At 49.3% G+C, this 24,742-nt stretch carries 27 protein-coding genes and 4 tRNA genes; all 31 read right to left on the minus strand.

The genetic code is table 11. From position 1 onward, the window contains the following. Window positions 1–17: 17 nt before the first annotated feature. Window positions 18–335 (minus strand): 50S ribosomal protein L24, encoded by a 318-nt coding sequence (gene rplX / locus BV405_RS15800; RefSeq protein WP_078320638.1) that lies wholly within the window; start codon window positions 333–335, stop codon window positions 18–20. Window positions 336–352: 17 nt separating this feature from the next. Beyond that, a complete protein-coding gene (rplN, locus tag BV405_RS15805; RefSeq protein WP_028304210.1) occupies window positions 353–721 on the minus strand; it encodes a 50S ribosomal protein L14 in 369 nt (122 codons plus the stop codon). Between the two features lie 54 nt (window positions 722–775). After that, window positions 776–1,042 (minus strand): 30S ribosomal protein S17, encoded by a 267-nt coding sequence (gene rpsQ / locus BV405_RS15810; RefSeq protein WP_086481860.1) that lies wholly within the window; start codon window positions 1,040–1,042, stop codon window positions 776–778. A gap of 1 nt (window position 1,043) precedes the next feature. Continuing rightward, window positions 1,044–1,235, minus strand: coding sequence for a 50S ribosomal protein L29 (gene rpmC / locus BV405_RS15815; RefSeq protein ID WP_086481861.1), 192 nt, complete (start codon window positions 1,233–1,235; stop codon window positions 1,044–1,046). After that, a complete protein-coding gene (gene rplP, locus BV405_RS15820) occupies window positions 1,235–1,645 on the minus strand; it encodes a 50S ribosomal protein L16 (RefSeq protein ID WP_086481862.1) in 411 nt (136 codons plus the stop codon). The genes rpmC and rplP overlap by 1 nt, the downstream gene beginning before the upstream one ends. Window positions 1,646–1,655: 10 nt before the next feature. Beyond that, window positions 1,656–2,336 (minus strand): 30S ribosomal protein S3, encoded by a 681-nt coding sequence (rpsC, locus tag BV405_RS15825; RefSeq protein ID WP_086481863.1) that lies wholly within the window; start codon window positions 2,334–2,336, stop codon window positions 1,656–1,658. An 11-nt stretch (window positions 2,337–2,347) separates the two neighbouring features. Then, the gene (gene rplV, locus BV405_RS15830) at window positions 2,348–2,680 is read right to left on the minus strand and encodes a 50S ribosomal protein L22 (protein WP_086481864.1); all 333 of its coding nucleotides are present in this window, start codon (window positions 2,678–2,680) and stop codon (window positions 2,348–2,350) included. Window positions 2,681–2,697: 17 nt separating this feature from the next. After that, complete coding sequence (gene rpsS / locus BV405_RS15835) at window positions 2,698–2,973, minus strand: 30S ribosomal protein S19 (RefSeq protein WP_078320631.1); 276 nt, start codon at window positions 2,971–2,973, stop codon at window positions 2,698–2,700. A 22-nt stretch (window positions 2,974–2,995) separates the two neighbouring features. Further along, entirely contained in the window at window positions 2,996–3,823 is an 828-nt protein-coding gene (rplB, locus tag BV405_RS15840) for a 50S ribosomal protein L2 (RefSeq protein ID WP_086481865.1), read from the minus strand. A 16-nt stretch (window positions 3,824–3,839) separates the two neighbouring features. After that, a complete protein-coding gene (gene rplW, locus BV405_RS15845; protein WP_086481866.1) occupies window positions 3,840–4,136 on the minus strand; it encodes a 50S ribosomal protein L23 in 297 nt (98 codons plus the stop codon). Continuing rightward, a complete protein-coding gene (gene rplD / locus BV405_RS15850; protein WP_086481867.1) occupies window positions 4,133–4,741 on the minus strand; it encodes a 50S ribosomal protein L4 in 609 nt (202 codons plus the stop codon). The genes rplW and rplD overlap by 4 nt, the downstream gene beginning before the upstream one ends. A gap of 11 nt (window positions 4,742–4,752) precedes the next feature. Then, window positions 4,753–5,394: a 50S ribosomal protein L3 gene (gene rplC / locus BV405_RS15855; protein WP_086481868.1), complete on the minus strand. Its 642-nt coding sequence runs from the start codon at window positions 5,392–5,394 to the stop codon at window positions 4,753–4,755. 115 nt (window positions 5,395–5,509) lie between these two features. Beyond that, the gene (rpsJ, locus tag BV405_RS15860) at window positions 5,510–5,821 is read right to left on the minus strand and encodes a 30S ribosomal protein S10 (protein WP_028301416.1); all 312 of its coding nucleotides are present in this window, start codon (window positions 5,819–5,821) and stop codon (window positions 5,510–5,512) included. Window positions 5,822–5,974: 153 nt separating this feature from the next. Continuing rightward, window positions 5,975–7,198: an elongation factor Tu gene (gene tuf, locus BV405_RS15865; protein WP_086481869.1), complete on the minus strand. Its 1,224-nt coding sequence runs from the start codon at window positions 7,196–7,198 to the stop codon at window positions 5,975–5,977. 28 nt (window positions 7,199–7,226) lie between these two features. Further along, window positions 7,227–9,335 (minus strand): elongation factor G, encoded by a 2,109-nt coding sequence (fusA, locus tag BV405_RS15870; RefSeq protein WP_086481870.1) that lies wholly within the window; start codon window positions 9,333–9,335, stop codon window positions 7,227–7,229. A gap of 18 nt (window positions 9,336–9,353) precedes the next feature. Continuing rightward, window positions 9,354–9,824: a 30S ribosomal protein S7 gene (gene rpsG, locus BV405_RS15875; protein WP_086481871.1), complete on the minus strand. Its 471-nt coding sequence runs from the start codon at window positions 9,822–9,824 to the stop codon at window positions 9,354–9,356. A gap of 78 nt (window positions 9,825–9,902) precedes the next feature. Next, window positions 9,903–10,277, minus strand: a complete 375-nt coding sequence (gene rpsL / locus BV405_RS15880; protein WP_028304195.1) for a 30S ribosomal protein S12 — start codon at window positions 10,275–10,277, stop codon at window positions 9,903–9,905. A gap of 149 nt (window positions 10,278–10,426) precedes the next feature. Continuing rightward, complete coding sequence (gene rpoC, locus BV405_RS15885; RefSeq protein WP_086481872.1) at window positions 10,427–14,626, minus strand: DNA-directed RNA polymerase subunit beta'; 4,200 nt, start codon at window positions 14,624–14,626, stop codon at window positions 10,427–10,429. 78 nt (window positions 14,627–14,704) lie between these two features. Next, the gene (rpoB, locus tag BV405_RS15890) at window positions 14,705–18,778 is read right to left on the minus strand and encodes a DNA-directed RNA polymerase subunit beta (protein WP_086481873.1); all 4,074 of its coding nucleotides are present in this window, start codon (window positions 18,776–18,778) and stop codon (window positions 14,705–14,707) included. A gap of 204 nt (window positions 18,779–18,982) precedes the next feature. Beyond that, entirely contained in the window at window positions 18,983–19,354 is a 372-nt protein-coding gene (gene rplL, locus BV405_RS15895) for a 50S ribosomal protein L7/L12 (RefSeq protein WP_086481874.1), read from the minus strand. Window positions 19,355–19,433: 79 nt separating this feature from the next. Beyond that, complete coding sequence (gene rplJ, locus BV405_RS15900; protein ID WP_086481875.1) at window positions 19,434–19,937, minus strand: 50S ribosomal protein L10; 504 nt, start codon at window positions 19,935–19,937, stop codon at window positions 19,434–19,436. A gap of 223 nt (window positions 19,938–20,160) precedes the next feature. Next, a complete protein-coding gene (rplA, locus tag BV405_RS15905) occupies window positions 20,161–20,856 on the minus strand; it encodes a 50S ribosomal protein L1 (protein WP_086481876.1) in 696 nt (231 codons plus the stop codon). A 1-nt stretch (window position 20,857) separates the two neighbouring features. Continuing rightward, on the minus strand, window positions 20,858–21,289 hold the full coding sequence (rplK, locus tag BV405_RS15910; protein ID WP_086481877.1) for a 50S ribosomal protein L11: 432 nt from the start codon (window positions 21,287–21,289) through the stop codon (window positions 20,858–20,860). A 65-nt stretch (window positions 21,290–21,354) separates the two neighbouring features. Next, window positions 21,355–21,888 (minus strand): transcription termination/antitermination protein NusG, encoded by a 534-nt coding sequence (gene nusG, locus BV405_RS15915; protein ID WP_086481878.1) that lies wholly within the window; start codon window positions 21,886–21,888, stop codon window positions 21,355–21,357. 13 nt (window positions 21,889–21,901) lie between these two features. Then, window positions 21,902–22,270: a preprotein translocase subunit SecE gene (secE, locus tag BV405_RS15920; RefSeq protein WP_086481879.1), complete on the minus strand. Its 369-nt coding sequence runs from the start codon at window positions 22,268–22,270 to the stop codon at window positions 21,902–21,904. A gap of 57 nt (window positions 22,271–22,327) precedes the next feature. Continuing rightward, window positions 22,328–22,403 (minus strand) — tRNA-Trp (locus BV405_RS15925). A gap of 126 nt (window positions 22,404–22,529) precedes the next feature. After that, window positions 22,530–22,605, minus strand: a tRNA-Thr gene (locus tag BV405_RS15930). A 2-nt stretch (window positions 22,606–22,607) separates the two neighbouring features. Beyond that, window positions 22,608–22,681, minus strand: a tRNA-Gly gene (locus BV405_RS15935). Window positions 22,682–22,687: 6 nt separating this feature from the next. Beyond that, a tRNA-Tyr gene (locus BV405_RS15940) sits at window positions 22,688–22,771 on the minus strand. A gap of 131 nt (window positions 22,772–22,902) precedes the next feature. Continuing rightward, window positions 22,903–23,592 (minus strand): type III pantothenate kinase, encoded by a 690-nt coding sequence (locus BV405_RS15945; RefSeq protein WP_176330194.1) that lies wholly within the window; start codon window positions 23,590–23,592, stop codon window positions 22,903–22,905. After that, complete coding sequence (locus BV405_RS15950) at window positions 23,576–24,532, minus strand: biotin--[acetyl-CoA-carboxylase] ligase (RefSeq protein WP_086481881.1); 957 nt, start codon at window positions 24,530–24,532, stop codon at window positions 23,576–23,578. Before BV405_RS15950 ends, BV405_RS15945 begins: the two co-directional genes overlap by 17 nt. Window positions 24,533–24,742 lie beyond the last annotated feature (210 nt).

A 24,742-nucleotide genomic window follows, 5' to 3' on the forward strand; every position in this document is an offset into this window, starting at 1 on the left:
GATGTTACCTGACTCGATTAGGCGTCGATCTCTTTCTGGGTCGACTTGTAAATCCGAACCTTGGAACCATCTTCCAAGACCTTGAAACCAACGCGATCTGCTTTGTTAGTTTCTTTGTTATAAATGGCAACATTTGAGGAATGGATGGGCGCTTCGCGCTCAACAATACCACCTTGTGTGCCTAACATCGGGTTTGGCTTGGTGTGACGTTTAACCATATTCACACCTGAAATAACAATGCGACCATCTTTAAGAACACGCTTAATGGTGCCGCGCTTGCCTTTATCCTTACCCGCAATGACGATTACCTCGTCTTCACGTTTAATTTTACGCATAGCCGGTCTCTCGCTCCCTACAGCACTTCTGGCGCCAAGGAAATAATCTTCATGAACTTTTCGCCACGCAGTTCACGTGTCACAGGGCCGAAGATACGGGTCCCGATCGGGGCATCGTTAGCATTCAGCATTACTGCTGCGTTACCATCGAAACGGATCACAGAACCGTCCGGACGACGAATACCCTGACGTGTACGAACTACTACAGCCTTCAGGACTTGACCTTTTTTAACCTTACCGCGAGGAATTGCTTCCTTAACGGTAACTTTGATGATGTCACCAACTCGTGCATAACGACGCTTAGAACCACCAAGCACCTTAATACACATTACACGACGAGCGCCGCTGTTGTCGGCCACATCAAGCATGGTTTGCGTTTGAATCATCGGTTCTTCTCCAAACCAAATACGCTAACTAAACTTCGATTTGTGCCAGAGCTATTACAGCTCAACAGCACGCTCATCGATGCTCACCAAAGTCCAGGTCTTAGTCTTAGAAATAGGACGACATTCCTGGATCGTAACTACATCACCCATGTTTGCAGAGTTATCTGCGTCATGAGCGTGCAGCTTGGTTGAACGGCGGACATACTTACCATAGATGGGGTGTGCTACACGACGCTCAACCAGTACAGTGATGGACTTGTCCATCTTGTTGCTTACCACTTTACCGGTAACGGTACGGGTATTTTTTTCTGTATCAGCCATCTTAGTTACCTGCTTTTTCTTTCAGCAAAGTCTTAACGCGAGCGATGTCACGACGAACCTGTTGCAGCAGGTGAGTCTGATTCAGCTGACCAGTGCCTTTCTGCATACGCAGTTGGAACTGATCACGAAGCAGAGTTTCCAGCTGTTCGTTTAGCTCTTGAACAGACTTTTCACGTAGTTCTGCTGCTTTCATTACATCACCGTCCGCTTAACAAAGGTGGTTGACACAGGGAGCTTAGCAGCTGCCAGTGTAAATGCTTCACGAGCCAGCTGTTCAGATACCCCTTCCATCTCGTAAAGGACACGGCCTGGTTGAACCTGGCAAACCCAGTATTCAACGTTACCCTTACCTTTACCCTGACGCACTTCCAGAGGCTTACCAGTGATCGGCTTATCAGGAAATACGCGGATCCAGATTTTACCACCACGCTTGATGTGACGCGTCATAGTACGACGTGCCGCTTCAATTTGACGTGCGGTAATACGGCCGCGACCTGTTGCTTTCAGACCGAATTCACCGAAGCTCACATTATGTCCGCGAGCCAGACCGCGGTTGCGGCCCTTCATCATCTTGCGGAACTTGGTACGCTTTGGCTGTAACATTGTCTATCTCCTACTTGCCTTTTTTCTTAGGCGCGTTCTGCTTTGCACGAACTTCTTCGATGCCGCCCAGGATCTCGCCTTTGAAGATCCAGACTTTTACACCGATCACACCGTAAGTGGTGTGCGCTTCAGCAGTCGCGTAGTCAATGTCAGCACGCAGCGTGTGCAGAGGCACACGGCCTTCGCGATACCACTCAGAACGTGCAATTTCAGCACCACCCAGACGACCAGATACCTGGATCTTGATACCTTTAGCACCAAGACGCATTGCATTCTGTACCGCACGCTTCATAGCGCGACGGAACATAACACGACGCTCCAGCTGGCTAGCTACAGATTCTGCAACCAGTTTGCCGTCTAGTTCAGGTTTGCGAACTTCTTCAATGTTGATATGTACAGGCACGCCCATCATCTTAGTGACTTCGTTGCGCAGTTTTTCAACATCTTCGCCTTTCTTACCAATCACGATGCCCGGACGAGCAGTGTGAATGGTGATACGAGCATTCTGAGCTGGGCGCTCAATCTGAATACGGCTTACAGAAGCCTGCTTCAGACGATCCTGCAGGAACGCACGAACCTGAAGATCGTTATTCAGGTTGTCAGCGTAGTCACGACCTTCTGCGAACCACGTAGAAGTGTGATCTTTAACAATACCCAGTCGAATGCCAGTTGGATGTACTTTCTGACCCATCTGGTCGTCTCCTACTTATCTGCTACCTTAACCGTGATATGGCAAGTGCGCTTAAGAATGCGATCAGCACGGCCTTTAGCACGTGGTCTGATACGCTTCATGGTCATACCTTCATCAACAAAAATTGTTGATACGCGCAGCTCATCGATATCCGCACCTTCATTGTGCTCGGCATTGGCAATTGCTGATTCAAGAACTTTCTTAACCAGCGCCGCAGCCTTTTTCGGGCTGAAGGTCAGCAGATTCAGTGCATCTGCTACTGGCATTCCGCGAACCTGGTCAGCTACCAAACGCGCCTTCTGTGCGGATAAGCGAGCACCCCGTAATTTAGCGGCTACTTCCATCTCTTATTCCCCTCGGCTTAACGCTTGGCTTTCTTGTCTACTACGTGACCACGATAGGTACGAGTAGCAGCGAATTCACCCAGCTTGTGGCCTACCATCTCTTCAGAGACAAGTACAGGCACGTGCTGGCGACCGTTATGAACTGCAATGGTCAGACCTACCATTTCTGGCAGGATCATGGAACGACGAGACCAAGTCTTAATAGGACGACGCTCGTTGTTTTCCAGTGCAGCTTCAACCTTCTTCAACAGATGCAGGTCAATAAATGGACCTTTTTTCAGTGAACGTGGCACAGCTGTATCCTCTTAATAACTGTTACTTAGAACCGCGACGACGGACAATCAGTCGATCAGTACGCTTGTTCTTACGTGTCTTATGACCTTTAGTCGGCACACCCCATGGGGTTACTGGATGACGACCACCAGAGGTACGACCCTCACCACCACCGTGTGGGTGATCAACAGGGTTCATTGCAACACCGCGAACAGTTGGACGAACACCACGCCAGCGTGTAGCACCTGCTTTACCCAGGCGACGCAGACTGTGCTCAGAGTTACCAACTTCACCCAGAGTTGCACGACATTCAACCAGTACTTTGCGCATTTCGCCGGAACGCAGACGCAGAGTTGCATAAGCACCTTCACGAGCTACCAGCTGAACTGCAGCACCAGCAGAACGTGCAATTTGTGCACCTTTACCTGGTTTCAGTTCGATACAGTGGATAACGCTACCAACAGGGATGTTGCGCAGTGGCAGAGTGTTGCCCGGTTTGATCGGAGCATCTACGCCAGACTGTACAGGATCACCTGCTTTTACACCTTTTGGTGCAATGATGTAACGACGCTCACCGTCCGCATACTTCAGCAGTGCAATATGCGCAGTACGGTTCGGATCGTATTCAATACGCTCAACAACCGCTGGGATACCGTCTTTGTTACGACGAAAATCTACCAGACGGTAGTGTTGGCGATGACCACCACCAATGTGGCGAGTGGTGATACGACCGTTGTTGTTACGTCCGCCAGTTTTCTGTTTTTTAGCCAGCAGTGGTGCATAAGGAGCACCTTTGTGCAGATCACTGTTAACTACTTTAACAACGTGGCGACGACCTGCTGATGTGGGTTTAGATTTAACAATAGCCATTGTCCCAACTCCTCGCTTATTCAGCGCCAGCAAAGTCGATTTCTTGACCTTCCGCTACAGACACATAAGCCTTGCGGAAACCTTTACGACGACCGATACCACGGGCAGTACGCTTAGTTTTACCTTTAACGTTTACAGTGCTAACACCGGTAACGCTAACTTCAAACAGAGCTTCTACAGCCTTTTTGATTTCTGGTTTAGTCGCATCAGCAGCTACTTTAAATACGTACTGATTGTTTGCATCAGCAACGATAGCCGCTTTTTCAGAAATGTGAGGTCCTAGCAGAACCTTGAAAATGCGCTCTTGGTTCATCCCAGCTTCTCCTCGAACTGACGCAGAGCAGGTACAGTTACCAGCACTTTTTCGTAAGCTACCAAGCTAACCGGGCTTGCTGCTGCAACATCAACAACTTCTACGTTAGGGATGTTACGAGCGGCCAGGAACAAGTTAGTATCAACTTCTGAAGTCACGATCAGAACTTTGTTCAGATCCATGTCATTCAGCTTGTTCACCAGAATTTTGGTTTTTGGCGCATCTACAGTGAACTCTTCTACTGCAACCAGACGCTCTTGGCGTGCCAGCTCAGACAGGATGCTGCGCATTGCTGCACGGTACATCTTTTTGTTCACTTTCTGCTCAAAGTTCTGAGGCTTAGCTGCGAAAGTAGTACCACCGGAACGCCAGATTGGGCTACGAATAGTACCCGCACGAGCTCGACCAGTACCTTTCTGACGAAATGGTTTAGCACCACCACCACTCACTTCTGAGCGGGTTTTCTGTGCACGAGTGCCTTGACGGGCTGCTGCCAGATACGCAGTAACAACCTGGTGTACCAGAGCTTCGTTATACTCTTTACCAAAAGTTGCTTCAGATACTTCAACGGTACCTGCTGCTCCGCCTGCAAGATTCAGATTCATTCTCTTACCCCTTAGCCGCGAGCTTTAACTGCTGGACGAACAATAACCTGACTACCTGGAGCACCAGGAATACCGCCTTTAACCAGCAGCAGGTTGCGTTCTGCATCTACACGAACAACTTCCAGACTCTGAACAGTTTTACGCTCAGCACCCATGTGACCGGCCATTTTCTTACCTTTGAAAACGCGACCTGGGGTCTGACACTGACCAATAGAACCTGGAGCACGATGGGAAAGAGAGTTACCGTGCGTGGCATCTTGGGTACGGAAGTTCCAACGCTTAACAGCACCTTGGAAACCTTTACCCTTGGAAGAACCGGTCACATCAATCAGTTGACCAGCTTCAAAGAGGGATACGTTCAGCTCACCACCAACTTCAGGTGCTTCTTCACCTTCAGCCAGACGGAACTCAACCAGACCTTTACCAGCCGCAACACCCGCTTTCGCGAAGTGACCTGCTTCTGCTTTGGTCAGATGCTTTGCTTTACGCTCACCAGAAGTAACCTGGATCGCAGCATAGCCGTCTTTTTCAAGCGTACGAACCTGTGTTACGCGGTTTGGAGAAACCTCGATAACAGTTACAGGTACGGATACACCATCTTCGGTAAATACGCGGGTCATACCGCTTTTCTTACCGACAAGACCGATAGTCATATTTCGACTCCTTAGTGTACGGGGCTATCACCCGCTATGGCTGCACTTTTCATTGCATTCCACTGATAAATTGTGTGTCGTCTCGCGACGAGCGCCTAATTTTAAAATTGGCTAATTAGCCAAGACTGATCTGCACATCAACACCAGCAGCCAGATCCAGCTTCATCAGTGCGTCTACTGTCTTTTCTGTAGGCTCAACGATGTCAAGAACACGCTTATGAGTACGAACTTCGTACTGATCACGCGCGTCTTTGTTCACGTGAGGAGAAATCAGAACAGTAAAACGCTCTTTGCGGGTCGGCAGCGGGATTGGACCATGCACCTGAGCACCAGTACGCTTTGCAGTATCAACAATCTCCTGCGCGGACTGATCGATCAGACGATGATCGAATGCTTTCAGACGAATTCGAATTTTCTGGTTTTGCATTCCAAAAACCCCAGTTGGAAACGAGCGTAATGAGCTCACCCTTGATAAAAAGGAAGCGCATTGTAAGAGGAGGGAAATCAGATGTCAAGCATAGACGAAAAGGGATCACCGAATTAATCGGGATCCCTTTCCAGCCTGAATCAAGGAGTAATATTACTCGATGATTTTAGCAACAACACCAGCACCTACTGTACGGCCGCCTTCACGAATCGCGAAACGCAGACCTTCTTCCATCGCGATAGGAGCGATCAGAGTAGCGCGCAGCTGAACGTTGTCACCTGGCATTACCATTTCAACGCCTTCTGGCAGCTCGCAAGCACCAGTTACGTCAGTAGTACGGAAGTAGAACTGTGGACGGTAGCCTTTGAAGAAAGGAGTGTGACGACCACCTTCTTCTTTGGACAGAACGTATACTTCTGCTTCAAATTCAGTGTGAGGCAGGATAGAACCTGGCTTACACAGAACCTGACCACGCTCAACTTCATCACGCTTAGTACCACGCAGCAGAGCACCAATGTTCTCACCTGCACGACCTTCGTCCAGCAGCTTACGGAACATTTCAACACCAGTACAAGTAGTCTTAGTAGTTTCTTTGATACCTACGATTTCTACTTCTTCACCAGTGTTAACGATACCACGCTCTACACGACCAGTTACTACAGTACCACGGCCAGAGATAGAGAATACGTCTTCGATTGGCATCAGGAACGGCTGATCGATAGCACGCTCAGGCTCAGGGATGTAAGAATCCAGAGCTTCAACCAGTTTCTTAACAGCAGTAGTACCCAGCTCGTCAGCGTCTTCGCCGTTCAGTGCCATCAGTGCAGAACCTGCGATGATTGGAGTGTCGTCACCTGGGAAGTCGTAAGTAGACAGCAGGTCACGGATTTCCATTTCAACCAGTTCCAGCATCTCTGCGTATTCTTCAGTACCAACGCCGCCACAATCTTCAGCCAGCAGGTCAGCTTTGTTCAGGAATACAACGATGTAAGGTACACCTACCTGACGAGACAGCAGGATGTGCTCACGAGTCTGAGGCATAGGACCGTCAGTCGCACCACAAACCAGGATTGCACCGTCCATCTGAGCAGCACCGGTGATCATGTTTTTAACATAGTCAGCGTGTCCTGGGCAGTCTACGTGCGCGTAGTGACGATCAGTGGAATCGTACTCAACGTGAGAAGTTGCGATGGTAATACCACGCTCACGCTCTTCAGGAGCATTATCGATACCGTCGAAAGCAACCGCTTCGCCACCGAAAACTTCTGCACATACGCGAGTCAGAGCAGCAGTCAGAGTAGTTTTACCGTGGTCAACGTGGCCGATAGTACCAACGTTTACGTGCGGTTTGGAACGTTCAAATTTTTCTTTAGACACAGCTAAAACCTCTTTTCATATTTAGCGGTTATTTATGATTAATAACAGCTTCAACAATGCTTGAAGGTGCTTCTGCATACTTCTCAAACTCCATGCTGTAGCTGGCACGGCCTTGAGTTGCAGAGCGCAGGTCGGTTGCATAACCGAACATTTCACCTAGCGGTACCAGGGCACGAATGACTTTCCCCGAAACGGTATCATCCATACCTTGAACCAAACCACGACGACGGTTCAGGTCGCCCATTACATCACCCATGTAATCTTCAGGTGTTACCACCTCAACCTTCATTACAGGCTCAAGAAGAACAGGATCTGCATTGATACAACCTTGTCTGACAGCCATAGAACCTGCGATTTTGAACGCCATCTCATTGGAGTCCACATCGTGGTAAGAACCATCAAACAATGTAACCTTAACGTCGATCATTGGGTAACCGGCCAGAACACCATTCTGCAGCTGCTCAGCACAGCCTTTGTCTACGGCAGGAATGTATTCTTTAGGCACCACACCACCTACGACCTCACTATTGAACTCGTAGATCTTTTCGCCGTCTTCACCTTTGTCAACCAAAGGCTCAATACGTAGCCAAACGTGACCAAACTGACCACGACCACCGGACTGACGCACAAACTTACCTTCCTGCTCAACAGAAGAGCGGATGGTTTCGCGGTACGCGACCTGTGGCTTACCAATATTAGCATCCACCTTAAATTCGCGACGCATGCGGTCAACGATAATATCAAGGTGAAGCTCACCCATACCCGAAATCAGGGTCTGGCCGGTTTCTTCGTCAGTTTGTACGCGGAAGGACGGGTCTTCCTGAGCAAGCTTACCCAGCGCTACACCCATCTTCTCCTGATCTGCCTGAGTTTTAGGCTCAACAGCAACAGAGATAACAGGCTCTGGAAACTCCATACGCTCAAGGATGATTTTGCCATCCGCATCACATAGGGTGTCACCGGTAGTGACATCTTTCATGCCGATCAGGGCAGCGATATCACCTGCACGAACTTCTTTGATCTCTTCACGGTCATTAGCGTGCATCTGAACCATACGGCCCACACGCTCCTTCTTGCCTTTGACAGAGTTAAATACACTGTCGCCGGAATTCAGGACACCGGAATAAACGCGAACAAAGGTCAGCGCACCCACGAATGGGTCGGTAGCAATCTTGAAAGCCAAGGCAGAGAAAGGCGCAGAATCATCTGCCTCGCGGGTTTCGATGGTTTCACCATCGTCCAGCGTACCTTCAATCGCCTTAACTTCCGTTGGAGCTGGCAGATACTCTACAACAGCATCCAGAACCGCCTGCACGCCTTTGTTCTTAAATGCAGAACCACAAAGCGCCAGTACGATTTCATTATTCAGAACACGGGAACGAAGACCTGCCTTGATCTCTTCGATCGACAGCTCTTCGCCTTCGAGATACTTGTCCATCAACTCTTCAGATGCTTCAGCCGCAGCTTCAATCATCTTCTCACGGTACTCTTCAGCACGCGCAACATGCTCCGCAGGAACATCACGCAACTCATAAGTCATACCGTTATCGGCTTCATTCCAGTAGATAGCCTTCATGCGCATCAGATCGATAACGCCTTCAAACTCTTCTTCTGCACCGATATTCAGCTGAATCGGAACCGGTGTCGCATTCAGACGACTCTCAATCTGGTCAACCACGCGCAGAAAATCCGCGCCGGTACGATCCATCTTGTTAACAAATACAATACGGGGAACCTCGTATTTGTTCGCCTGACGCCAAACCGTTTCAGACTGTGGCTCAACACCAGATGAACCACAGAAAACCACCACAGCACCATCAAGAACACGAAGAGAACGCTCAACTTCAATGGTGAAGTCTACGTGCCCAGGCGTGTCAATAATGTTAACTCTGTGTTGATCAAACTGTTGATCCATACCTGACCAGAAACAGGTAGTAGCAGCAGAAGTAATGGTAATACCACGCTCCTGCTCTTGCTCCATCCAGTCCATAGTCGCCGCGCCATCGTGCACCTCGCCTATCTTGTGAGACAGGCCGGTGTAGAAGAGCACACGTTCAGTTGTGGTAGTTTTACCAGCATCAACGTGAGCACAAATACCGATGTTACGGTAGCGGTCAATTGGGGTCTTACGTGCCACGACATATCTCCCGTTATATTAGAAGCGGTAGTGCGAGAACGCCTTGTTCGCTTCTGCCATGCGGTGAACGTCTTCACGTTTCTTAACTGCAGCGCCTTTACCTTCGGCTGCATCAAGAATTTCACCAGCAAGACGCAGATCCATGGACTTCTCGCCACGGCTACGTGCTGCATCAACCAACCAACGCATGGCCAGAGCCAGACGACGGGCAGGACGCACTTCAACGGGTACCTGATATGTAGCACCACCCACACGGCGGGATTTTACTTCCACCAGAGGCTGGATAGATTCAAGTGCTTTTTCAAACATTTCCAGCGGTTGCTCTTTGCTGCGCTCTTCTACTTTATCCAGAGCACCGTAAACGATTTTTTCAGCAACAGATTTCTTACCGCTAACCATTACATGGTTCATAAACTTCGCTAGGCGCTCATTACCGAACTTAGGATCCGGGATGATCTCACGCTTCGCTGCGACGCGACGTCTAGGCATTGATAAGCCCTCTTCCAGGTCTTCAGGTAAATCCGGAATTTACTCCGGCCTTACTCTTATCAGACAGAAATTAAATTATTAAGACTTAGGACGCTTGGTTCCGTACTTGGAACGGCCCTGCTTACGATCTTGAACGCCAGAAGTGTCCAAGCTACCACGAACTGTGTGATAACGAACACCAGGCAAATCCTTCACACGACCACCGCGGATCAGAACAACAGAGTGCTCCTGAAGGTTGTGACCTTCACCGCCGATGTATGAAGAAACTTCAAAACCGTTAGTCAAACGTACACGACATACTTTACGAAGCGCTGAGTTAGGCTTCTTAGGAGTAGTCGTATATACACGAGTACATACACCGCGTTTTTGCGGGCAGCTTTGAAGAGCAGGTACGTCACTCTTCTCAACTTTACGCTTACGAGGTTTGCGTACCAACTGATTGATGGTTGCCATGAAAGCAGACTCCACGTTGTACACAAAGAAGACAGTGGTTAAACCACCGCCATACTAATTTAAGGAGGCGCATTGTATGTTGCCTCCCAGATACAGTCAAGGCCGGACATCATCCGGCCTTCACTCACTTCACAACAAAGAATTATTTCTTATTCTTCGCTGTTCAGCATCTCACTCAGAGCTGCTTCAACTTCGCTGGCAGTAGGGCCAGCTACAGCTGCTTCAGCTTCCTGAAGTTTTTGCTTACGGTTGTTGTGGTAAGTCAGACCGGTACCTGCCGGAATCAGACGACCAACAACAACGTTTTCTTTCAGGCCACGCAGCTGATCGCGCTTGCCGGTTACGGCAGCTTCGGTCAGTACGCGTGTTGTTTCCTGGAAAGAAGCCGCAGAGATAAAGGACTCAGTTGCCAGAGACGCTTTAGTAATACCCTGCAGAACGCGATCGAATTTAGCCGGGAATTTGCCCGCTTTATCCAGAATCTCGTTCTCTTCCAGAACCTGAGAAACTTCTACCTGATCACCGTGGATAAAGCTGGAATCACCGGATTCAGTGATTTCTGCTTTACGCAGCATCTGACGGGCAATTACCTCGATGTGCTTATCGTTAATGCCTACACCCTGCAGACGGTAAACTTCCTGCACTTCACTGGTAATGTACTCAGCCAGTTTGCTGACGCCCAGCAGGCGCAGAATATCGTGCGGGTTAGATGGACCATCAGAGATCACTTCACCACGCTCAACCTTCTCACCTTCAAACACGTTCATCACGCGCCATTTCGGGATCAGTACTTCATAGGTCTCACCGTTATCCTGAGTAATCTGGATACGACGCTTACCTTTTGTTTCTTTACCGAAGGTCACAACGCCGGAAACTTCAGCCAGCAGTGCAGGCTCTTTCGGACGGCGCGCTTCAAACAGGTCGGCCACTCGTGGCAGACCACCGGTAATATCTTTGTTACCACTGGATTCCTGAGGAATACGGGCAATAATCTCACCAACACCGACTTCTTTACCGTCTTCTACGGTAACTACCGCATTACCTGGCAGCAGGTATTGCAGCGGAGTCTGAGAGTTAGGCATAGACAGTTCGTTGCCCGCCTCATCCAGCAGCATAATCATTGGACGCAGGTCTTTACCAGCAGCCGGACGTGCAGATGGGTCGATTACCTCAATAGAGGACAGACCAGTCAGCTCGTCCTGAGTACGGGTAATAGTAATGCTGTCTTCCATCTGGATGAACTTCGCACGACCACCCATTTCTACAACGATCGGGTGCGTGTGCGGATCCCATTTCGCCAGAATCTGACCGGACTCAACTGCATCACCTTCACGAACACTGATTTCAGCACCGTATGGCAGCTTGTAGTACTCACGCTCGCGACCGGTTTCATCAGCTACTGCCAGTGCACCCGAACGGGATACAGCAACCAGCTTGCCGTCTTTACGCTCTACAACTTTGATGTTGTGGAAACGAACGGTACCGCCGTGTTTAACCTGTACGTTATCGATCGCAGAAGCTCGGGATGCCGCACCACCAATGTGGAACGTACGCATCGTCAGCTGGGTACCCGGCTCACCGATGGACTGTGCTGCGATAACACCAACAGCCTCACCCACGTTAACCAGGTGGCCACGAGCCAGATCACGACCGTAGCAGCTCGAACATACACCGTAACGGGTGTCACAGGAGATCGCAGAACGAACGATGATTTCGTCGATACCCATGGTATCCAGACGGTCACACCAGCCTTCGTCCAGCAGAGTACCGCGAGGAATCAGAACCTCACCGGAATCATGCTTAACAACATCCTGAGCAACAACACGCCCCAGAACACGCTGTGCCAGAGGTACAACGATGTCACCACCCTCAATCAGAGGATGCATGGTCAGACCGTTTTCGGTACCACAGTCATGCTCAGTAACAACCAGATCCTGCGCCACGTCAACCAAACGACGGGTCAGGTAACCGGAGTTAGCGGTTTTCAGTGCGGTATCCGCAAGACCTTTACGAGCACCGTGAGTGGAGATGAAGTACTGGAGTACGTTCAGACCTTCACGGAAGTTCGCCACAATCGGCGTCTCGATGATGGAGCCATCCGGCTTAGCCATCAGACCACGCATACCCGCCAGCTGACGAATCTGTGCAGCACTACCACGAGCACCGGAGTCGGCCATCATGAATACTGAGTTGAAAGAGTCCTGCTCTTCCTCATTACCTTCACGGTTAACAACAGTCTCTTTAGAGATACCTTCCATCATCGCCTTAGCAACTTTATCGTTTGCTTTGGACCAGATATCGATAACCTTGTTGTATTTCTCGCCCTGGGTTACCAGACCGGAAGAGAACTGCTGTTCAATTTCTTTAACTTCTGCTTCGGCTGCAGCAACAATCTGTGCTTTTGCTTCCGGAATAACGAAGTCGTTTACACCAATGGATGCACCAGACAGAGTTGCCTGACGGAAACCGGTGTACATCAGCTGGTCAGCAAAGATAACAGTATCTTTCAGACCAACACGACGATAAGAATTGTTGATCAGTCGAGAGATCGCTTTCTTAGTCATTGGCTGGTTAACCAGACCGAATGGCAGACCTTTCGGCAGAACACGGTACAGCATCGCACGACCAACAGTCGTATCAATAATGGAAGTCTTCTCTTCCATTACATCTTCTTCGTTCAGAACGAATTCGTGGATACGGACTTTAACTTTCGCCTGCATGTGTACTTTACCAGCACCCAGTGCACGCTCAGCTTCATCAACGCCGCTGAATACCATACCTTCACCCAGCGCATTGATACGGTCACGGGTCATGTAGTACAGACCCAGTACAACGTCCTGAGAAGGAACGATAATTGGCTCACCGTTCGCAGGAGACAGTACGTTGTTCGTCGACATCATAAGTGCACGAGCTTCAAGCTGTGCTTCGGTGGTCAGAGGCAGGTGAACCGCCATCTGGTCACCGTCGAAGTCAGCGTTATAGGCCGCACAAACCAGTGGGTGCAGCTGAATCGCTTTACCTTCAATCAGCAGAGGTTCGAATGCCTGAATACCCAGACGGTGCAGTGTTGGTGCACGGTTCAGCAGTACTGGGTGCTCACGGATTACCTCAGCCAGGATATCCCATACTTCCGGCAGCTCACGCTCAACCATCTTCTTCGCAGCTTTGATGGTTGTCGCCATACCTTTGGCTTCCAGACGTGCAAAGATAAACGGCTTGAACAGTTCAAGTGCCATTTTCTTTGGCAGACCACACTGGTGCAGTTTCAGCTGCGGACCTACGGTAATTACCGAACGGCCAGAGTAGTCAACACGCTTACCCAGAAGGTTCTGACGGAAACGACCCTGCTTACCTTTGATCATATCTGCCAAAGATTTCAGAGGACGCTTGTTAGAGCCTGTAATCGCACGACCACGACGACCGTTATCCAGCAGGGCGTCAACAGACTCCTGCAGCATACGCTTCTCGTTACGTACGATGATGTCCGGAGCGTTCAGATCAAGCAGACGCTTCAGACGGTTGTTACGGTTGATCACACGACGGTACAGATCGTTCAGATCTGAAGTCGCGAAACGACCACCATCCAGAGGAACCAGTGGACGCAGATCAGGTGGCAGTACAGGCAGTACTTCCATGATCATCCACTCCGGTTTGTTACCGGACTTGAAGAAGGCTTCCAGCAGTTTCAGACGCTTGGACAGCTTCTTGATCTTGGTTTCACTGTTGGTTTGCGGAATCTCTTCACGCAGGTGATTGATCTCTTCCTCGAGCTCGATGTCTTTCATCAGCTCCTGGATCGCTTCAGCACCCATACGAGCGTCGAAGTCGTCACCGAATTCTTCCAGTGCTTCGTAGTACTGCTCGTCGTTCAGAAGCTGGCCACGTTCCAGAGTGGTCATACCCGGATCGATCACTACGAAAGATTCGAAGTACAGTACCCGCTCGATGTCACGCAGAGTCATGTCCAGTAACAGACCGATACGTGATGGCAGAGACTTCAGGAACCAAATGTGTGCAACAGGTGACGCCAGTTCAATGTGACCCATACGATCACGGCGCACTTTAGCCTGTGTAACCTCTACACCACATTTTTCACAAATAATACCGCGGTGCTTCATGCGCTTATATTTGCCGCACAAACACTCGTAGTCTTTTACCGGACCAAAAATTTTGGCACAGAACAGACCATCACGCTCCGGCTTAAAGGTACGGTAGTTGATGGTCTCTGGCTTTTTAACTTCGCCAAAGGACCAAGCGCGGATCATGTCTGGCGATGCCAGCGTGATCTTAATCGAGTCGAATTCGTCGCTTTGTCCCTGTGCTTTCAGCACATTAACTAGATCTTTCATCGGCCACTGCTCCAAATGGAGTTACTGATGCGGGCCGCAGCCCGCATCGGAATTCATCTGCTAAAACCTGTTTGCTAATTAGCTTTCCAGGTCAATGTCGATACCCAGAGAACGGATTTCCTTCACCAGTACGTTGAAGGATTCTGGCATACCCGGTTCCATGCGATGGTCACCATCTACGATGTTTTTATACATCTTGGTACGACCGTTCACGTCATCCGACTTAACAGTCAGCATCTCCTGAAGGGTATAAGCCGCGCCGTATGCTTCCAGTGCCCACACTTCCATCTCACCGAAACGCTGACCACCGAACTGAGCTTTACCACCCAGAGGCTGCTGCGTTACAAGGCTATAAGAACCTGTGGAACGGGCGTGCATCTTATCATCGACCAGGTGGTTCAGTTTCAGCATGTACATGTAACCTACGGTCACAGGACGGTCGAACTGTTCACCGGTACGGCCATCGCGCAGCCAAACCTGACCACTGTCAGGAATGTCTGCCAGACGCAGAAGTTCTTTGATCTCAGGCTCTGGAGCACCATCGAATACAGGCGTTGCAATAGGAACACCCTTACGCAGGTTCTGAGCCAGTGCGATCACTTCTTCGTCAGTCAGGCTGTCGATATCTTCTTTGTGGTTGCCAACCTGATTGTAGACTTTGTCCAGGAATCCACGGATTTCCTGAACCTGGTTGTCACGCTGTTCCAGCAGCATTTCGTTGATCTTGTCACCAAGACCTTTTGCTGCCATACCCAGGTGAGTTTCCAGAATCTGACCCACGTTCATACGGGATGGTACACCCAGCGGGTTCAGTACGATGTCTACAGGCTCGCCTTTCGCGTCGTACGGCATATCTTCAATCGGCATAATCGCAGAGATTACACCCTTGTTACCGTGACGACCCGCCATCTTATCACCAGGCTGGATACGACGTTTGATAGCAACGTAAACCTTAACAATCTTCAGAACGCCCGGAGCCAGGTCATCACCTTGCTGCAGCTTCTTCTTCTTGTCTTCAAACTTCTCGTCCATCTCTTTACGGCGCTGCTGCAGCTGCTCATCAGCCTGTTGCAGAGCTTCGTTCAGAGATTCATCTGTCAGAGACAGTTTGAACCAGTCTTTACGTGGCAGTTCAGCCAGGTAATCAGAGGTCAGCTTGTCGCCTTTCAGCAGCTTAGGACCACTCAGTACTTCCTGTCCTTCCAGCTGACGACCCAGACGCTCAAAAGTAGCCTCTTCAGCGATGCGGTATTCTTCCTGCAGATCTTTACGAACTTCGTCCAGCTGAGACTGCTCGATAGAACGTGCACGAGCATCTTTCTCAACACCGTCACGAGTGAAGACCTGAACGTCGATTACCGTACCCTTGGTACCGGTCGATACGCGCAGAGAGGTATCTTTAACGTCAGATGCTTTCTCACCGAAGATCGCACGCAGCAGTTTCTCTTCAGGAGTCAGCTGAGTTTCACCTTTAGGTGTTACTTTACCGACCAGAATGTCGCCAGGGCCTACTTCAGCACCGATGTAAACAATACCGGACTCGTCCAGTTTACCCAGTGCGCTTTCGCCCACGTTCGGGATATCGGACGTGATCTCTTCAGGACCCAGCTTAGTATCACGGGATACACAGGTCAGTTCCTGAATATGGATCGTAGTGAAACGGTCTTCCTGAACAACACGCTCAGAAACAAGGATGGAATCCTCGAAGTTGTAACCGTTCCAAGGCATAAACGCGATACGCATGTTCTGACCCAGAGCCAGATCACCCAGGTCAACAGAAGGACCATCGGCCAGAATATCGCCACGGGCAACCACATCACCAGGGCGTACAATGGCACGCTGGTTGATACAGGTGTTCTGGTTAGAACGGGTGTACTTAGTCAGGTTGTAGATATCTACACCTGCTTCACCTACGTTGGTTTCTTCGTCGTTTACGCGAATAACGATACGGCTTGCGTCTACAGAGTCGATTACACCGCCACGACGTGCAACAGCACATACGCCGGAGTCACGGGCTACGAAACGCTCCATACCGGTACCAACCAGCGGCTTATCAGCACGCAGAGTAGGAACAGCCTGACGCTGCATGTTCGATCCCATCAATGCACGGTTAGCATCATCGTGCTCAAGGAACGGAATCAGTGCCGCTGCAACGGATACAACCTGACGCGGAGATACGTCCATCAGGGTAACCTGATCCGGAGTCATAAAGGTGGTTTCACCTTTGTGACGTACCTGTACCAGTTCGTCTACCAGCTGACCGTCTTTAATGGTTGCAGAAGCCTGTGCAATGATGAACTGACTTTCTTCAATTGCAGACAGGTAAACCAGCTCGTCAGTCACCATGCCATCAACAACTTTACGGTATGGAGTTTCCAGGAAACCGTAATCGTTGGTACGGGCATAAGTTGCCAGCGAGTTAATCAGACCAATGTTTGGACCTTCAGGGGTCTCAATCGGACATACACGACCATAGTGAGTCGGGTGTACGTCACGTACTTCAAAGCCAGCACGCTCACGGGTCAGACCACCGGGGCCCAATGCAGAAACACGACGCTTGTGAGTTACCTCAGACAGCGGGTTGTTCTGATCCATAAACTGGGACAGCTGAGAAGAACCAAAGAATTCTTTGATTGCTGCAGCAACAGGTTTAGCGTTGATCAGGTCCTGAGGCATCAGGCCTTCGCTCTCTGCCAGTGACAGACGCTCTTTAACAGCACGCTCAACACGAACCAGACCTACACGGAACTGGTTTTCTGCCATTTCACCAACCGAACGGATACGACGGTTACCCAGGTGGTCGATATCGTCAACTTCACCTTTACCGTTACGGATGTTGATCAGCTCTTTCAGCACATCGATTATGTCATCGTGGCTCAGAACGCCGGAACCTGTGTCTTCTGAACGACCCAGACGACGGTTGAACTTCATACGACCTACCGCAGACAGATCATAACGGTCTTCGCTGAAGAACAGATTCTCGAACAGAGCTTCTGCAGATTCTTTCGTTGGTGGCTCACCAGGACGCATCATGCGGTAGATTTCTACCAGAGCTTCCAGCTGGTTACGGGTGCTGTCGATACGCAGGGTATCGGAGATGAACGGGCCACAGTCCAGATCATTGGTGTACAGAGTTTCAATAACCTTGCAACCTGCCTGAGCCAGTTTCTCAAGAATCTCGTTGTTGATCTCAGCGTTACATTCGCAGATCAGTTCACCGGTCTTCTCATCAACCATATCTTTCGCGATTACGCGGCCGAAGGTGTACTCAACAGGTACTTTCAGCTTGTCCAGACCTGCTTTTTCGATCTGACGGATATGACGAGGCGTGATACGACGATCTTTCTCAACAATAACGTTGCCATCATTGTCGCAGATATCGAAGGACGCGGTTTCACCACGCAGGCGTGAAGGAACCAGTTCCATGTACAGACCATCACGCTCAAAGAAGAACTTGTTGGTGTCAAAGAACATGTCCAGCATCTGCTCTGAGGAGTAGTTCAGAGCGCGCAGCAGTACGGAGGCAGGCAGTTTACGACGACGGTCGATACGAACGAATACGCTATCTTTCGGATCGAACTCGAAGTCCAGCCATGAACCACGGTAAGGAATCACACGAGCTGAGTACAACAGCTTACCGGAAGAGTGAGTCTTACCTTTATCGTGGTCGAAGAATACACCCGGAGAACGGTGAAGCTGAGATACGATCACACGCTCAGTACCATTGATTACAAAGGTACCGTTCTCAGTCATCAGAGGCATTTCGCCCATGTAGACTTCTTGTTCTTTAATATCCTTGATTGCCTTGTTTGATGACTCTTTGTCATAAATGACAAGGCGCACTTTTACGCGCAGAGGTGCTGCGTAAGTTACACCACGCAGTTGACACTCTTTAACATCAAATACCGGCGCGCCCAGACGATAGCTAACATATTCCAGAGATGCGTTACCGGAATAGCTTTCGATTGGGAATACCGATTTAAACGCAGCGTGAAGGCCTAAATCCTCCCGCTGTTCTATAGTTTTATCTTCTTGCAGGAAGGATCGATAGGAGTCCAGCTGGATGGCCAGCAAATACGGCACATCCATGACATGGGGTAGTTTACCGAAATCCTTGCGGATACGTTTTTTCTCAGTATATGAGTAAGCCATCAGTATTCCCCAGCTTGTTCATCTGATCAGGCCACGACAAGGATCTACAATTCCTGTGATCACTGTCGATAAGTCTTCACACCGCTGATTAAGCAGTAACGTGTTTAAAAGCAGTCAAGGATATTATGAACAGAAAAAGGCCGGCGGCGAATCGCCACCAGCCCACTGCAATTTTCAGCAGCGTCTGCTGTACTGCAAAGCTTATTACTTCAGCTCTACAGTTGCACCAGCAGCTTCCAGCTCGGCTTTAGCTGCTTCAGCGTCATCCTTAGATGCGCCTTCTTTAACAACAGCAGGAGCACCGTCAACCATAGCCTTAGCTTCTTTCAGGCCCAGACCAGTGATTGCACGTACTGCTTTAATTACGTTAACTTTCTTGTCGCCAGCAGATGCCAGAACAACGTCAAAGTCAGTCTTCTCTTCAGCAGCAGCTTCGCCGCCAGCAGCGCCACCAGCAACTACAGCTGCAGCTGCAGAAACGCCGAATTTTTCTTCCATTGCTTCAACCAGTTCAACAACGTCCATTACGGACATTTCTGCAACTGCATTGATGATATCTTCTTTAGTCAGAGCCATTATCTTAGCTTCCCAACGTTGTAGAGCAATTGTCGCTCGTTAAAACCAAAATTCTTTATCGATAGAATAAACAGTGCAATTAAGCTGCTGCTTCTTCTTTCTGATCGCGAATAGCTGCCAGAGTACGAGCCAGCTTGCCTGCAGATGCTTCTTTCATAGTCATCATCAGACGTGCGATAGCTTCGTCGTAAGTCGGCAGAGTTGCCAAACGGTCAATATCACCCGCTGCGATCAGCTCTCCTTCGTACGCCAGAGCTTTAACTTCGAACGCTTCTTCAGATTTAGCAAAATCTTTCAGAAGACGTGCTGCCGCACCCGGATGCTCCATAGAGAAAGCGATCAGGGTTGGGCCTACGAAGCTCTCTTTCAGGCACTCAAAAGAAGTACCTTCAACAGCTAGGCGAGCCAGCGTGTTACGAACAACACGCAGCTGTACACCGGCTTCACGGGCATCTTTACGCAGGGCAGTCATTGCACCTACAGTAACACCACGTGAATCGGCAACTACTACAGAAAGAGCAGAATTGGCAGCTTCGTTGACTTCAGCAACAATTGCTTTTTTGTCTTCGAGACGTAGTGCCACTTTGTTTGCTCCTAAGCTTAAAACTCAGTTAAGAGTTTAATTACCACCACCCCTTTTCAGGGAAGTAACGATGGTTGGGCACCAGAAAATCTGGCGGGCCATTCCATCTGCGCAGGACTCAGATCGAAATCTAAAATTAAGCCTAAGCTCCTGCGGTCTTTGACGAAACTCTGATGACCGCTAATCAGCAGCCCTCAGAGCCCCGCAAAGTTCAGTTTCTATCTTAAACCGCCAGATCAGACATATCGATAGTCAGACCAGGACCCATGGTAGAAGACAGAGTAATTTTCTTCAGGTAAACACCTTTAGAAGAAGACGGCTTCAGTTTCTTCAGATCAGAAACCAGCGCTTCCAGGTTACCTTTGATAGCGTCAGCGGTGAAATCCACTTTACCGATACCAGCGTGGATAATACCGTTCTTGTCAGTACGGTAGCGAACCTGACCAGACTTAGCGTTTTTAACCGCGTTAGCAACGTCAGGAGTTACAGTACCAACTTTAGGGTTTGGCATCAGACCACGTGGACCCAGGATTTGACCCAGCTGACCAACAACGCGCATTGCATCAGGAGAAGCAATAACTACGTCATAGTTCAGGTCGCCGCCTTTCATTTCAGCAGCCAGCTCGTCCATACCTACAGCATCTGCACCTGCTTCTTTAGCAGCTTCAACGTTTGCACCCTGTGTAAACACAGCAACGCGAACGTCTTTACCAGTACCGTTAGGCATAACAGTAGCGCTACGAACAACCTGGTCAGATTTACGAGGATCAACACCCAGGTTAACAGCAACTTCTACAGACTCTTTGAACTTAACAGTAGACAGTTCAGCCAGCAGAGCAACAGCTTCAGCAACAGTGTATGCTTTTTCTGCGTCTACTTTTTCACGGATCAGCTTAGCGCGCTTAGTTAACTTAGCCATCTTACAGACCCTCCACGTTCAGACCCATACTACGGGCAGTACCAGCGATTGTACGAACTGCTGCATCCATATCAGCTGCAGTCAGGTCAGGCTGTTTAGTGGTAGCGATCTCTTCAAGTTGAGCGCGAGTCACAGTACCAACTTTCTGAGTGTTAGGACGTGGACTACCGCTCTTCAGGCCAGCAGCTTTCAGCAGCAGAACTGATGCAGGAGGAGTCTTAGTTACGAAAGTAAAGCTACGGTCAGCATATACAGTAATAACAACAGGAATCGGCAGACCCGCTTCTACTTCTTGAGTAGCAGCGTTGAATGCTTTACAGAATTCCATGATGTTAACACCGTGTTGACCCAGAGCTGGACCAACTGGTGGACTTGGGTTTGCCTTACCTGCACCAACCTGCAGCTTGATATAGGCTTCAACTTTCTTAGCCATTTTTTTCTCCTAATTGGGTATAACGCTTTTCAGCTTCCCGTGAAGGTGCAATGCACCTGAAATTTTTAGTCTTTTTCTACCTGGCCGAACTCAAGCTCAACCGGAGTAGAACGACCGAAGATCAGCACAGAAACCTGCAGCTTACTCTTCTCGTAATTCACTTCTTCTACAACACCATTGAAGTCCGCAAATGGACCATCAATAACACGAACCACTTCACCTGGCTCGAACAGCGTCTTAGGACGCGGCTTATCTGTACGATCAGCAACACGTTGTAGAATGGCATCCGCTTCACGCTCGGTGATCGGAGCCGGCTTCTCAGCAGTACCGCCAATAAAGCCTAAAACTCGTGGCGTTTCTTTCACCAGGTGCCATGCAGAATCATTCATTTCCATCTGCACCAGAACATAACCCGGGTAGAACTTACGCTCAGACTTGCGCTTCTTACCGTCGCGCATTTCAACTACTTCTTCTGTCGGCACAAGAATCTCGCCAAACAGATCTTCAACACCGTGAAGCTTCACACGCTCCTGCAGAGAACGCATAACGTGCTTTTCGTAACCTGAATAGGCATGTACAACATACCAACGCTTCGACATGTCTATTCCTCGATCAATTAACAACCATAGAGACTAACCAGCCTAAAAGGGTATCGATACCCCAAAGCACCAGCCCCATAAACAGAACTGCAGCCAGAACAATCAGGGTTGTCTGAGTTGTTTCCTGACGGGTCGGCCAGACAACTTTGCGGATCTCAGTGCGAGACTCTGCAGCCATATCGATAAAACGGCGACCTTTGTCTGTCTTTAGGGCGACAAAACCAGCGATTGCAGCAACAACCAGGACACCAAGAACACGATATAAAGGCGAATACTCTTTAAAATAGAGATTTCCCGCCACTGCAACAGAGACAAGCAGAACAACCAAACCCCATTTAACGCCATCAAAATTAGACGACTGGGCTTCCGCGTTGCTTTTCATGATGAACTCCTTAGATTTCGGCGGCTGCCGAGAAGGATATACCAGACGGGGAGATACTGGCAGGCCAGGAGGGACTCGAACCCCCAACAGCCGGTTTTGGAAACCGGTGCTCTACCAATTGAACTACTGGCCTAACACTTGCTCGCTGAGCCAAAAAAACAGCCCGAGCATTCTACTCTTGAGTATCGCGACTTGCAAGCCGAAATACTAAAAGCTACACAGAAAAAAACAGACGGATAAACCGTCTGCTTTTTAAAACTGGAGCTCATGACCGGATTTGAACCGGTGACCTCTTCCTTACCAAGGAAGTGCTCTACCGACTGAGCTACATGAGCCTTGGAGCGGGCAGCGGGAATCGAACCCGCATCATCAGCTTGGAAGGCTGAGGTTCTACCACTAAACTATGCCCGCAAGAAATGGTGGAGGGGGAAGGATTCGAACCTTCGAAGGCGAACCGGCAGATTTACAGTCTGCTCCCTTTGGCCACTCGGGAACCCCTCCGAGCTTAAACCTTGATGACAACTCAATACTACAGCTATCAGGCTTTTCGCTTGTGCCTCTTGCGGCAACGGGGCGTACTATACCAACCCCTTTACCCTCTGGCAAACCTTTTTTTCACTTTTTTTTCTTTTTTATTCAAAGCAGTAGCGCAAGCCACGAATGACGAGGCTTTCGTCAATTTCAGTATTGGTAACAGATCCGGTTCTCATAACCTTTTCTGCATCCCCACCGGTCAAAACAAATGCGCTACCGTCACCTTCTGTCTTTATCAGGTCGGTCAGAAAGGAGTAAACCAGTCGATTTATTCCATGGTCGACGCACTCTTCTGTATTTAAACCCAATTTTTGCTCAGAAGAATTTCCACCGAAACCAACCTGATCTGTATTTTTTCCAAGCGCCTGCTTCATTAGCCGGTAACCCGGCACAATATAACCACCAGAATGATTACCTGAACTATCAACAAAATCTGCAGTGATTGCTGTCCCCAGATCAACAACACCAAAAGCCCGGTTCCTTTCCACCCACAAAGCTAACATAGCAAGCCAACGATCAACTCCTAGCCGGGATACATCTTCATAAGCAACAGATAAACCTCTATGCTCCTTTCTGACCTTTGCGATCTGTACACGCGCCGGTATCGATTGCCCCCATGCTTCAATTTCATGGGTACGGGACACTGTGGCAATACGTACTTCGTCAAATTCATTGCAGGGGAGAGAATTTAAATCGCTGACATAGCGGATCTGAGAGTCATGACCGCGCATATATTTGATACGCGTATTACCGACATCCACTAACAAGATATTATTGAGCTCTGACACTGACTTCTCCACCTGCGAACGTGCGCAAACTTCCGTCCTCCAGACGAACGCAAATGTTGCCGCGCTCATCAAGCCCTTCAGCTTGCCCTTCTATCTCTAGAGCCCCCAGGAAGACTGTCACTGGCTTACCTGTTAAAAAGTCATATCTGTCCCACTCTGACAATGCGCTCCCGAAATCCCCCATAACGATCTGATTAAGGCGCTCATAAATACGTCCAATGAGCGCCGTAGCCACTTCTTCACGACGGGCATCCGTGTGCTGATCAACAGCGGTGAAGGGTTGACCTATATCCTCTTCCGGCAGGCTTGCAGCAGTGAAATTGATTCCTGTGCCAATAACGACATTGCACTGACTCGAAAGATCACCATCAACTTCAATCAAAATACCGGCTAACTTTTTCCCGCCCACATAAATATCGTTGGGCCATTTAACCTTAACATCCTGCACGCCTTTTGATTCCAACACCTGAGCCACGCTGATACCTACTTCAAGGCTTAGCGTCTCAAGGGACGCTGCCCCCACAGGCAATGCCGCCGCGCAGGACATATATAAATTCGCCCCATAAGGACTAATCCAATTACGCCCTCTGCGCCCTCTGCCAGCAGTCTGTTGCTCAGCAAGGGCAACACTGAAGTTATCCGGCCACTGTGTAGCTTTTTCTGCGACAGCTTGTTGTGCATCTGTATTGGTACTACCAGTTATTGCATTCAATCTGATATCGAGCCCTTCAACCTTAAGTAAGGCCTCGTTAAGCGGCTTAAATGAATAACTCAAGCGATAGCCTTTGCTTTGCTCTCGCTCGATTCTTAGCCCTACTGACTCGAGTTTTTGCAGCCGTTTCCAGATAGCGGCTCGGCTCACACCCAGTAACTCAGCCAGCTCAACACCACTATGCCATTCACCATCAGAAAAAAAGTTAATCAGCGTAGAGTTATCCACATCACCACCTCGTTATTGATTGCTATAACTATACCTTTCTGCACACTTTTGATCAGCCGAATAGCAATTTGTAAGAAAAAAACCGTCCTACTGCTTTCACCCTTCGGCATTTATAACCGACGATCAACCCAACCAGCCTAAACGCCCAACATAAGCCTTTCTTGCGGGCATAAAAAAACCCCGTCTCATTGAGACGGGGTTTCGTATTAG

It is taken from the genome of Oceanospirillum sanctuarii (genome assembly GCF_002150805.1).
Classification (GTDB): Bacteria; Pseudomonadota; Gammaproteobacteria; order Pseudomonadales; family Halomonadaceae; genus Oceanospirillum; species Oceanospirillum sanctuarii.